Annotated in this window: 8 protein-coding genes; 3 read left to right on the forward strand and 5 right to left on the reverse strand. The window is 64.2% G+C overall.

Annotated features, from left to right (window positions below):
* The first annotated feature begins 109 nt into the window (after positions 1–109).
* Positions 110–805, forward strand: coding sequence for a PEP-CTERM sorting domain-containing protein (locus tag D0T21_RS10145; protein ID WP_116989953.1), 696 nt, complete (start codon positions 110–112; stop codon positions 803–805).
* Positions 806–907: 102 nt separating this feature from the next.
* Positions 908–1,804, forward strand: coding sequence for an NAD-dependent epimerase/dehydratase family protein (locus D0T21_RS10150; protein WP_116989952.1), 897 nt, complete (start codon positions 908–910; stop codon positions 1,802–1,804).
* 3 nt (positions 1,805–1,807) lie between these two features.
* Here the strand turns inward: D0T21_RS10150 and D0T21_RS10155 are convergent, their stop codons facing one another.
* Positions 1,808–3,169 carry a DUF945 family protein gene (locus D0T21_RS10155; RefSeq protein WP_147328084.1) on the reverse strand — a complete coding sequence of 454 codons (1,362 nt, stop codon included), beginning with the start codon at positions 3,167–3,169 and terminating at the stop codon, positions 1,808–1,810.
* 326 nt (positions 3,170–3,495) lie between these two features.
* On the opposite strand from D0T21_RS10155, the gene D0T21_RS10160 reads away from it, so the two are divergent.
* Positions 3,496–4,866 carry a reverse transcriptase family protein gene (locus D0T21_RS10160; protein ID WP_116989950.1) on the forward strand — a complete coding sequence of 457 codons (1,371 nt, stop codon included), beginning with the start codon at positions 3,496–3,498 and terminating at the stop codon, positions 4,864–4,866.
* A gap of 115 nt (positions 4,867–4,981) precedes the next feature.
* Here the strand turns inward: D0T21_RS10160 and D0T21_RS10165 are convergent, their stop codons facing one another.
* The 4 genes from D0T21_RS10165 to D0T21_RS10180 form a co-directional block, all read right to left on the reverse strand.
* On the reverse strand, positions 4,982–5,272 hold the full coding sequence (locus D0T21_RS10165; protein ID WP_116990069.1) for a nucleotidyltransferase family protein: 291 nt from the start codon (positions 5,270–5,272) through the stop codon (positions 4,982–4,984).
* 93 nt (positions 5,273–5,365) lie between these two features.
* Positions 5,366–7,150 carry a DUF885 family protein gene (locus D0T21_RS10170; RefSeq protein ID WP_116989949.1) on the reverse strand — a complete coding sequence of 595 codons (1,785 nt, stop codon included), beginning with the start codon at positions 7,148–7,150 and terminating at the stop codon, positions 5,366–5,368.
* A gap of 22 nt (positions 7,151–7,172) precedes the next feature.
* Positions 7,173–9,377 (reverse strand): EAL domain-containing protein, encoded by a 2,205-nt coding sequence (locus D0T21_RS10175; RefSeq protein ID WP_116989948.1) that lies wholly within the window; start codon positions 9,375–9,377, stop codon positions 7,173–7,175.
* 68 nt (positions 9,378–9,445) lie between these two features.
* Positions 9,446–11,980, reverse strand: a complete 2,535-nt coding sequence (locus D0T21_RS10180) for an ATP-binding protein (protein ID WP_229211430.1) — start codon at positions 11,978–11,980, stop codon at positions 9,446–9,448.
* Positions 11,981–12,083 lie beyond the last annotated feature (103 nt).

Consider the following 12,083-nt stretch of genomic DNA (forward strand, 5'->3'; position numbering starts at 1 on the left):
CGCATCTCCCGCACCACGATGGTGCACCAGTCGCCGGCGCAGTGTTTTACTTTTGCTAATTTTACTTGTAAAATAAGCACCTTTCCCTGTTTTCGTTTAAGGACACGCTATGCGCTTCTCGACTTTTGCAGCCGCTGCGGCGGTTGCCCTGGCACTGGTTCCTGCCGCACACGCCACCACGTTCGGCGCCAACCTGATCGCCAATGGCAATGCCGAATCCGGCAACACCTCGGGCTGGAACACCACGTCGGCGTTCAGCGTCGTCCAGTACGGCGCCAGCGGCGGCTTCCCCTTCCCTGCCGATCCGGGCCCGTCCAACCGCGGCACCTACTTCTTCGCCGGCGGCGACAGCAACGCTTTGTCGACTGCCAGCCAGACCATCGACCTGACGTCGTTGAGCGCCGCGATCAACACCGGCGCCTCGCGCTACGACCTGTCTGCCTGGCTGGGCGGCTATGCATCGCAGAACGACAACGCCAAGCTGACCGCCACCTTCTTCGGCAGCGGCGGTGCGGCGCTGCCCAGCGCCAGCATCGGTCCGGTCTCCAATACCGACCGCGCCAACCAGACCGGCCTGCTGCTGCGCGACGCGCAAGGCTACATCCCGGTCGGCGCGCTCACCGTCGACATCACGCTGGTCATGACCCGCGAAGCCGGCTCCTACAACGACGGCTACGCCGACAACCTGTCCTTCGCCGTGGCCGCCGCGCCAGTGCCGGAAGCGGACGCCTACGCCATGCTGCTCGGTGGCCTGGCCTTGCTGGGGGTGGTCGCCAAGCGCAAGCAGCGCAAGGTTCAATCCTGATCCTTGCGCCGCAATCAAGAGTACTTTGCGCCGCGCGGGCTGTTTGCGCGCGGCTTTCATGCCCATACTGTTCGCTTCTCGATTTGATTAAGTGAGCACAGCATGAAAGTATTCGTCACCGGCGCAGCAGGATTCATCGGCGGTTCGATCGCGGCGGGCCTGGTCCGCGCGGGCCATCAGGTAACAGGCCTGGTACGCAAGCCGGAACAGCTGGAGGAGCTGGCCAGGATCGGCGTGACCGGCGTGGTCGGCACCTTGAACGACCGCGATCTGCTGATCGCCCAGGCGCAGGCGGCCGACGCCGTCATCAACGCCGCCAGCAGCGACAACCGCGTTGCCGTCGAAGCCTTCGTCGACGCGCTGGCCGGTTCCGGCAAGGTGTTCCTGCACACCAGCGGGTCCAGCATCGTCGGCGACGCCTCCGGCGGCGAAGCCACGGACCGCATCTACTTCGAAGACCAACTGCCCCCACCTGCCGCCGACAAGGCCGCGCGCGTGGCCATCGACGACCTGGTGCTGGCCGCCGCCGGCCAGGGCGTACGCTCGGCGGTGCTGTGCAATACGCTGATCTACGGCCACGGCGCGCTGCCGCGCGACAGCGTGCAGCTGCCACGCCTGCTCAAGCAAGCCCGCAAGAGCGGCATCGTGCGCCATGTGGGACGCGGTCTGAATATCTGGTCCAACGTCCACATCGACGACGTGGTCGACCTGTATCTGCTGGCGTTGGAAAAGACCGAAGCGGGCGCGTTCTACTTCGTCGAGAACGGCGAGGCGTCGTTCCGCGACATGAGCACGGCCATCGCCCGCGCGCTGCACCTGGGCGCGCCGCAGGACTGGCCGCTGGAGCAGGCCAAGGAGGAATGGGGTTACGAAATGGCCTCGTATGGCCTGGGCTCCAACAGCCGCGTGCGCGGACAACGGGCGCGCACGCAACTGGGCTGGAAGCCGCATCGCCCGCCAGTGCTGGACTGGATCGCGGGCGACATGCTGCGCGGCTAAGGCTTACTGCTTGGCCGGAACCGGAGCAGGCGCCGCCTTCACATTGTGATAGACCTGCACCAGGTCACCGTTCGGCATGCCCGGAATCGGAATGATCTTGCCGTTGAAGGTGACCTTGCCGTTCTTGATTTCGATCGTCGAACGCAGTTCGCCTTTCTCCATCACGGCGAAACCCTCGTTCACCAGTTTGCCGATCACCAGGCCGGCGATGTTCTTTGCCGCCAGGTCGATCTGCTCGGCGCTGTTGGGCGCTGCGGCATCCACCTGTTTGCTCGCCATCAGGCGCGAGACATCGTTCACCATCGCCACCGGCAGGCGCACGTCGAAGCGCCCGATGATCTTCTTGCCCAGCTCAATCGGCGCGTCGAAATCGGCCTCCACCACCTTGTCGAAATCGACGCGGCCCTTGATCGACGCCGTATTCCCGTGATAACCGGCGCTGATATCGTCGATCACCACGCTGGCGCCGGCCGCCAGTGCGTTCTTGCCGAACGACTTCATGGTCCTCAACATCACGTCGGCCTGTGCGTCCGGCGCCAGGCCGCTGCCCTGCGCCTGCCGCAAATCGCGATCCAGATCTGCCATCGCTTGCGCCGGCATGTTCACCATGCGCACGCCGAAGTTGACGCGCTCGACACGGTCATCGCCAAAAATGATAGCCTTGATCGAGAAGCCGGAAGACATGTCGACCAGCTTGCCGCGCGGCGTGGAGCTGGCGGCGGTGGAGAAACCTTCGACTCGGAAGAGTTGCTTTCCTTCCGACGCACCAGTCGTGACCGAGCGCATCACCATGGAACCGATCTTGATTCCACCGGCGCCGTACCAAAGACCGCTCTTCGCGCGCGAGTGCTTGAAGTCCACGCTGATTTTTTCAATCGTGCTGCCGACCGTGGTGCCGATGACGGACAACGAAGGCCAAGTCGCGCTGGTATCGACCACGGTTCCGCCTTTGCTGACAACACTCTTGGCGTTAAGCTCGGCCCACGAAAACGCCGTAGCGTTTTCATCGAGGTAGCTGTGAGCCTTCAGTTTCGACGCATAGGTGATCTGGCCCTTGGGGCCGTTGGTGCGCTGAACCAGGAACGGGCGTTCGCTGCCAAAGACGTCTTTCAGCTTGAGCTGCAGCGCAGGCGAGAATTCAAACTTCGAATAAATCTCCAACTGCTTCGCCATGTCGTGCTGCCGGCCGATCGCTTCGGTCAATTCAGTGGCTGCTGCAGCGATGGTCGTGATGAAGGAGGATTTGACCGGCGCGGCCGGCGCCGGCGACTGCGCCTGGGAAGGCGGCGCCTGCTCGATGGCCTGGATGGACGTATGCGCCAGCAAGGCGCCGGCGACGGCTACTGCGAGTATCGATTTTTTCAACGTGCTGCCCGAAGAAGGTGGTGATTGTAGGGCCGCGATTCTACACACTCGATGTCGTGCGGAAATACACGCATTGTCACCTTCGGATTACAGATTGGTTAGCTCGCGTCTGCTGTTGATTTTTAATTAAAACTCCGCTACCGTGTGGGCGGGGCGGATCCTTCAAGCCGGCCTGTCTTTGCCGCGTGCAGGGACAGCCTCTACGGGGCTACCCCGTGGGATGTTTAATGTTCAGCACTTCGCCGCATGAGCCGCGTTGCGTTACCACGCAAGTTAGCTCACGCATCACGAGACTCGTTGAAGGCTCTCCGCTCCTTTCACTCAGCATGAATATCGAAAAACTTACCGTGTTGGCGTTGGCCGACACGATGCTGGCCTCCGACCGCAGCCTGGGCAGCCTGATCTCGGCATGTGGCAGTGTTTTCGGTATGTCGCCGTTATGGGCGCCCAGCATCTGCGCGGCGCTCATCGAACGGACCGGCGAAAACTTCTATCACTTCAGCCGGCACGAACTCGCCGACATCCTGCTGCATCTCCTCGGCCGCGGAAGCGACGACGTCCATGACGACGAGGATGAAGACAATCCCGAGGAATACACGGAAGTAGCGGAGCGCCTGGAATTGCCGGAAGTGCGGCGCTACTGCATCGAGCCGCCTATCCGCCCGCCGCAGACCGCATGGGTCGCCGCGCTCGCGCTGCCGCAACTGCCCTCGGTCGGCGCCCTGGCAGCCTGGCTGGACGAACCGGTCGGCGCGCTCGCCTGGTTCGCCGACCAATGGCGCCTGGCGAGCGACGCGCAATCGCGCCTGCAGCACTACCACTACCGATGGGTTCCAAAACGCAACGGCGGCCAGCGCCTGATCGAAATCCCCAAGGCGCGCCTGCGCGTCTTGCAGCAAAAGATACTGCGCCACCTGCTCGATCGGCTGCCGCCGCACCCCGCCGCCCATGGCTTCCGGCGCGGACATTCCTGCGTCACCCACGCAGCGCTGCACGCCGGTCGACCTGTCGTCGTCCGCATGGACCTGAAGGATTTTTTCCCGAGCATACAACTCGCGCGCATCCATGCGCTGTTCGAAAAACTGGACTACCCGCCGGCAGTGGCCGGAACGCTGGCACGCATTTGCGTGAACCGCGCACCACAAGGCGTTTTTAAGGAAGCCGGTTCGCTCCCATGGGCCGAGCGCCAGGTCTTGAGGTCACCCCACCTGCCGCAAGGTTCTCCCTGCTCGCCCGCGCTGGCCAATCTGTGCGCCTACCGTCTCGACATGCGCCTGGAAGCGCTGGCGCAGTCGCTGGGCGCGACGTACAGCCGCTACGCGGATGACCTGGCATTTTCCGGCGATCGTGATTTTGCGCGCGCCGCGGAACGCTTCAATATCCAGGTCGCCGCCATTGCGCTTGAGGAGGGCTTCCGCATCAACACCCGCAAGACACGCCTGATGCGCGAAGGAACCCGCCAGCGGTTGACCGGCGTTGTGGTCAACGCCCACCCCAACATCGCGCGCGACGAATACGACAGACTGAAAGCCACGCTGACGAACTGCGTGCGGCATGGGCCTGCGTCCCAGAACCGAGATCGCCATCCCGACTTCCACGCCCATCTGGCAGGCAGGATTTCGCACGTAAAGATGGTCAACGCGAATCGCGCAGTCAAACTGCAACGGCTTCTGGAAGCCATTGCATGGACAGTCTGAACAAAGCCCGGACCTGTCCTTGTCAGATGATCACCCGACTCGCATCACATCTGCAACGATTCGATCGCCTGAAGCATGTGTTCCAGACAATCGATTAGACGCTGCTGATCCTTACTCATATCGGAACTGCCTCCGCCAACACAGCCGCGCGGAATTTTTCTGGTAACGCCTTTGGAGTCAGCACGTCTACCGGCACGCCCAGTAACGAGGAGAGTTCATGGCGGATGGCGCCTATATCGAATAACGTGGTATCAGGGGTTGGATCAATAAGGATGTCCAGGTCACTATCTTCCTTATCGCACCCCTGCAGCGCAGATCCGAACACGCGGGGATTGCTGGCGCGATGACCCAACACAATCCTCCGGATTGCTTCGCGATGTGCATGGAATGCAATAGATGGCTTCATGAGGTCAACGTGCAGCATGAATGCAGTTGGCGGAATTGTAGCATCGTGAGGCATTGCCCTCTCCGCCAACACATTTTCACTGCAACTACCGGCCTAGTCCAGGTTCGGATACGGGCTCTTGCCGCCTTCCGCGATGAACAGGTCGATGCGCGCCTCCAGCACCGGCAGCGGCACGGAGCCCAGTTGCAGCACCGTGTCGTGGAAGGCGCGGATGTCGAACTTGGTGCCCAGCGCCGCCTCGGCCTTCTTGCGCGCGTTGATGATGCTCATCTCGCCCAGGTAGTAGGACAGCGCCTGGCCCGGCCACGAAATATAGCGGTCCACTTCCGTCTCGATCTCATGATCGGACAGCGCGGTGTTGTCGTGCAGGTAGTCCTGCGCCTGCTTGCGGGTCCAGCCCTTGCTGTGGATGCCCGTGTCGACCACCAGCCGCGACGCGCGCCAGGCCTGGTAGCTCAACATGCCGAACACCTCATACGGCGTTTCGTACATGCCCATCTCCACGCCCAAGCGCTCCGAGTACAGCGCCCAGCCTTCGCCATACGCCGAGATATAGGCGTTGCGGAACGGCGGACGGCCCTTCTGCTCCATCGCCACCGGCATCTGGAAGGCGTGGCCCGGCGCCGATTCGTGCAGCGTCAACGCCGGCATCGAATACAGCGCGCGCGCCGGCAGATTGTAGGTGTTGACCAGGTAGACGCCCGGACCGCCACGGCCCGAGGTGTAGAACGGCGCCTGGTCGTCCGGCACCGGGATCACCGCGAAGCGGCGGCGCGGCAGGTAGCCGAAGTACTGGCCGACCTTGGCGTCGAACTTCTTGGCCACCCAGGCGGAGCGCATCAAGAGCTCTTCCGGCGTCTTGGCGTAGAAGCGCGGATCGGTGCGCAGGAATTGCAGGAAGGCCGGCAGGTCGCCTTCGAAGCCGGTCTGCTTGATCACGTCGTGCATCTCGGCGCGGATCTTGGCCATTTCGCTCAGGCCGATCTGGTGGATCTGGTCCGCGCTCATCGTGGTGGTGGTGAACTCGACGATCTTCGACTGGTAGTAGGCTTTACCGTCCGGCAGGCTCTCGGCCGCCAGCGCCTCGCGCGCCTTCGGCACATACTCCTCGCGCATGAACTTGAGCAGCTTGGCATACGACGGCACCACGTAGGCCTGGATCGCCTTCACGCCTTCCGCGCGCAGCGCTTCCTGCTGCGCCGCCGGCATGGTGGCCGGCATGCTCTTGAACGGGAAGTAGAACACCGTGTCCTGCGGCGTCTTGGCGTCGGTGACGGAGGTGATCGACGAATCGCGGCCGATCAGCGTGACCTTGGGCGGCGTGAAGCCGCGCGCCAGGCCGGCGCGCATATTGTCCATCTCCTCGTTGAAGTAGCGCGGCGTCTCCGCCAGTTGCTTCAGATAGTCCTGGAACTGCTTTTCATTGGTCAGCGGCTTGCGCGCGCCGGATGCCATATTGGACCAGAAGGCCGAATCGGCGTTCAGCGGTTTCTCGTATTCGCGGAACACCTGGCCGGCGATCAGCGCGGCGATCTGCGCCTTGTACACCTGGTAATTGATGCGCTCCGGCGCCGACAGCTTGTCCTGCGAGATGCCGTCCAGCTTCTTCATCACGCCCTGCCAGTACGCCAGCCGCTTGGCCTGGGTGACGGCATCGATGCGCGGCAGCGACGGCGAGACGCCGTTGTCGTCGTCTTCATCCTCTTCCTGTTTCTGGCTGATGCGCCACTTCCACTCCTGGGTGTAGATGGCTTTGAACTGCGCGTCGGCGGGGCCGGGCTTGATGGCCGGCGCCGGATCGGCATGGGCGGCAACGGTGACTGTGGCGGCTAACAACATGCATGCGCCGGCGATGGCGGCGCTGAACTTCTTTTCCATAACACTCCAGGGGAAGGGTTGATTACATGTCCAACAGGTTGCGGCGTTCGCGCAGCAGCGCGGTGAAGGCATCGGCGCTGACGGGGCGGCTGAAGAAGTAGCCCTGCATCTCGTCGCAACCGCGTTCGGTCAGGAACTGCACCTGCTCGCGGGTCTCCACACCCTCGGCGATCACACGCATGTTCAGGTTGTGCGCCAGCGAGATCACCGACAGCGCGATGGCGGCGTCGTTGGCGTTGGTGGTGACGTCGTCGACAAAGGATTTATCGATCTTCAGCACGTCGATCGGGAAGCGCTTCAGGTAGCTCAAGCTGGAATAGCCGGTGCCGAAGTCGTCCAGCGAGACGCTGACGCCGATGGCCTTCAGGCGGCGCAACGCCGCCACCGCCTTGTCCGGATCGCCCATCACCGTGCCTTCGGTGATTTCCAGGCCCAGGTACTCGGGCGCGACGCCGAACTTGCGCAGCGTGCTTTCCACATACGGCACCGTGGCGTCGTTGGCGAACTGGCCGGCCGCCAGGTTGACCGACACCTTGATGTCGCCCAGCCCCTGGTCGTGCCACACCTTGATCTGCGCGCACACGCTCTCCAGCACCCATTCGCCGATCGAGTTCACCAGCCCGTACTCCTCGGCCAGCGGGATGAAGCGGTTCGGCGGCACCTTGCCCAGCACCGCGTTATCCCAGCGCAGCAGCGCTTCCGCGCCCAGCATGGCGCCGGTCTTCAAACACATTTGCGGCTGGTAGTGCACCTCGAATTCGTCGCGCGCGATGGCGCCGCGCAGCTGGCCCTGGATCGCCAGCTTGTCGCGGATTTCCGCGTCCATGCGCTCGGTGAAGAAGGCGTAGTTGTCGCGGCCGATTTCCTTGGCCCGGAACAGCGCCGTGTCGCCGTTGCGCACCAGCTCATCGAAGCTGTCGCCGTCGGTCAGGCTGACGGCGATGCCGATGCTGGAGGTGACGGTGATCTGTTGGCCGTCGATCATCAGTTCCTTGCGCAGGCCGCCCAGGATCTTCTGCGCCAGCGCCATCGTCGCGCCCAGCTGGGCGTCGTCCGGCACGATGATCTGGAATTCGTCGCCGCCCTGGCGGGTGACGATGTCGCCTTCGCGCACGGTCTCGGACAGGAACTTCGACACCACCTGCAGCGCCTTGTCGCCGACGTCGTGGCCGTAGGAGTCGTTGATGCTCTTGAAGCGGTCCAGGTCCAGGCACATGACGGCCACACAGCGGTGCTCGCGCTTGGCCGTGGCCAGCGTCTGCTCGAAGCGCTGGCGCGCCAGCAGGCGGTTCGGCAGGCCGGTCAGCGCGTCGTGGTTGGACAGGAAATCGATCAGGTGCTGCTCGGCCTTGCGCTCGGTAAGGTCCATGAACACCGCCACGTGGTTGATCACGTGGCCCTGCTCGTCCTTGACCACCGAGGCGCTCAGCAGGCCGGGATAGGTGTCGCCGTTCTTGCGACGCGCCAGGATCTCGCCCGACCAGTGGCCGGTCTTGACGATGGACTGCGCCATCAGCTCGAAGGACTTGGCGTCCGGCTCGCCGGCGTGCAGCAGCGCCACGCTCTGCCCCACCACCTCCTCAGCGCTGTAGCCGGAGATCTGGGTGAAGGCGGGATTGGTGGCGACGATGCGCGCGTCGCGGTCGGTGACGACGATGGCGTCCTGGGTGGCCTCGAACACCTGGCTGGAAAGACGCATGAATTCTTCGTTGGCGCGGCGCTGCTCGACTTCCTTTTCCAGCGACGCGGCCAGCGCGGCCAGCTCGGTGGTGCGCTCGATCACGCGCTCCTCCAGCAAGGCGCGTTCGGCCGCCAGCGCCTGCTGGGCGCGGCCCAGCCGCACGTGGGCGTCGGTGCGGGCCAGGATTTCCTCGGCCTGGAACGGCTTGGCGATGAAGTCGACGGCGCCCAGCGCAAAGCCGCGCACCTTGTCGTCGGTGTCATGCTGGGCCGACAGGAAGATCACCGGCACCTGGCTCAGCTCCGGCGACGCCTTCAGGCGGCGGCACACTTCGAAGCCGTCGATGCCGGGCATGCGCACATCCAGCAGTATCAGTTCCGGCGGACGTGACTGCGCGGTCCACAGGGCCAGCTCGCCGTTGGGCGCCTGGCGCACGTAGTAGCCCGCTTCGGTCAGCAGGTCGCTCAGCAGTTTGAGCGAGGCCGGCGTGTCCTCCACGATCAGCACTTCGCCCTTGGTGTGTTGTTCCGACAAATCCCGATGCATGTAATGCTCTTTCGCCTGGTTTGCTGCCACGTTTTGCCGCCATATTGGCTGCCACTATCATATACCCGTCAGGCCTGCGCTTCCAACTCATTCCCCGCTTCGTCCAGCAAACCGCACAGCTGCGGATACTGGTGCAGCCGTATCATGTGCTCGATGCGTTCGACCACCTCGCCCAGCTCCAGCGGCAAGGGCGCCAACAACAGCGCCACCCGCGCCAGGTTCAGCTCCTGCAAGGCGGTTTTCAGCTGCTGGCGCAGCACCGGCTCCAGCAAGCCCAAATCGTCGCGCGACAGCGGCGGCGGCAAAGGCAGGCGCGCGCTGTGGTGGCGGCGCTGGAACTGCACGCCCAGCTGCTGCTCCAGCACCGCGTACAACTGGTCCTGTTCGACCGGCTTGCGCATGAATTCATCGGCGCCCGCGCCCAGCGCCTCTTCCCGTTCCTCGGCAAAGGCGGACGCGGTCAGCATCACCACTTTTGGCTGCGGGCCGGCGGCGTTGGCGCGGATCTGGCGCGTCGCGCTCAGGCCATCGAGCGCCGGCATGCGCCAGTCCATGAACACCAGGTCCGGCCGCCAGACGTCGACCATCGCCAGCGCCTGGGCGCCGTCGCCCACCACCGCCACTTCGAAACCCAGCGGCTGCAGCAGGCTTTCCAGCAGCGCGCAGCCGTCGGCGTTGTCATCGGCCACCAGGATGCGGCGGCCGCGCTGCGGCGGCGCCAGCGCCGTCACTTCATCGTCTTCGCCGTCGAGCGGCACGCCGTCGGCCACCTGCACCGCGATGGCGAAACGGAAGGTGGCGCCGGCGCCGGGCGCCGATTGCACCGTCAGCTCGCCGCCCATCAGCTGCACGAATTCGCGCGAAATGGTCAGGCCCAGGCCCGTGCCTTCATGCGCGCCCGGTCCCTCGGCCTGGATGAAGGGTTCAAAAATCCGCGCCTGGTCAGCCGGCGAGATGCCGGGACCGGTGTCGATGACGGCGAATTCCAGCTCGCAGCGGCCGCCGTTGAGCACATTGCGCATGGCGCCGCGCACCCGCAGCGTGACCTTGCCCTGCCCCGTGAACTTGACCGCGTTCGACATCAGGTTGAGCAGCACCTGGCGCAGCTTGGTGCCGTCCACGCGGGCGCCGGCGGGCAGGCCGGCGGCGTCCAGTTCCAGCTCGACGCCGGTCTGGCCGGCGCGCATGCTGACCATGTCCATCACTTCCTGCAGCATGTCGTCCAGGCCCACCACCTCGGTTTGCAGGACGGCGCGGCCGGCTTCAATCTTGGACAGCTCCAGGATGTCGTTGATCAGCGTGAGCAGGTGCTGGCCGGAGCGGTGGATGATGGCCAGGTTGCGCTTCTCTTCCGGCAGCATGTTCTTGGAGTCCGCCATCAGGCGCGAGAAGCCGATCACGGAATTGAGCGGCGTGCGCAGCTCGTGGCTCATATTGGCCAGGAAGATGCTCTTGGCCTGGTTGGCGGCCTGCGCCTGCAGCACCGCGACCGACAGCGCGTTGGTGCGCTCGGCCACCAGGTCTTCCAGGTGGATGCGGTGGCGGCGCAGCTCCTGCTCGGCCACGCGGCTGGCGGTGACGTCGTAGTTGACGCCGACCATGCGCGCCGGCTGGCCGTCGGCGTCGCGGAAGATCATGGCATCGCCCTTGATGTGGTGCACCGAGCCGTCGGCCCAGACCACGCGGAACTCGACGTCAAATTCCGCATGGCCGTTCAGCGCCTGGCGCAGCAGCGCCTCGGTGGGAATGGCGTCGTCGGGATGCATCATGCTGCGCCACAGCTCGAACGGCCGTTCCACCTTGCGGCCCTCGATGCCGTGCAGGCGGTACATCTGCTCGTCCCACACCACTTCGTCGCTGGGGATGTTCCAGTCCCAGATGCCGATCGCCGCCGCGCTACTGGCGATCTGCAGCCGCTCCTCGCTGGCGTGCATGGCGACGTAGCGGCTGTCCATCAGGCGCACCATCTCGCGGATCGAGCCGTTCAGGGTTTTCAGCTCGCCGAAGAACCAGTCGCTAGGCGGCAAGGCGCCGGGGTTCTGGCCGGCCTTGACGTTGGCGGCGTAACGTTCGATGGTGGTCAGCGGCTTGAGGATCAGCTGCCACAGCAGCAGGTAAAGGCTCAGCACCAGCGTCACATCCAGCACGAAGATCATGCCGCCGATGGTGTACAGGCGCTGGCGCAGCTGCTCGATCAAGCCGGCCGGCGAGGCGTACACGGTGATGACGCCGATGTTCTGCCCACCGGCGACGATGGCGCGCCGCTCGGACAGCAGCTCGGGATTGTCCGGCATGCTGCTGGTGGTGATCAGCTGCGCCTGGTCGTTGCGGGTGATGATGAAGGGATGGTTGCTGGCCACCGGCGCGACGGCGCTGGCATACAGGTCGCGGTTGCTCAAGCCGCTCTTCATGATGGTGACGATCTGGGTCTCGTCGAAGTTCCAGGCCGGCAGCGCCACGGCGGCGGCCAACTCTTCGGCGCTATTGGCCAGCGTCTTGTGCAGTTGTTCCCAGCGCTGGGCGCGTTCGACCTGGTAGAAGTACAGCGCAAAAGTAGTCAATACCAGCGTTACCACGGCGGTCAGCGTAACGCTGACGAACACGGCAATTGATACTCTTCCTGCACGGCGAGCAAGTCGATCCAACATCGGAAAACCATTCTTTGGGGTTAATCTATGTATCTTCGACTTAAATCATAGGAGTAAA

Origin of the sequence: Duganella sp. BJB476 (assembly GCF_003416895.1) — a bacterium.
Lineage (GTDB): Bacteria > Pseudomonadota > Gammaproteobacteria > Burkholderiales > Burkholderiaceae_D > Rugamonas.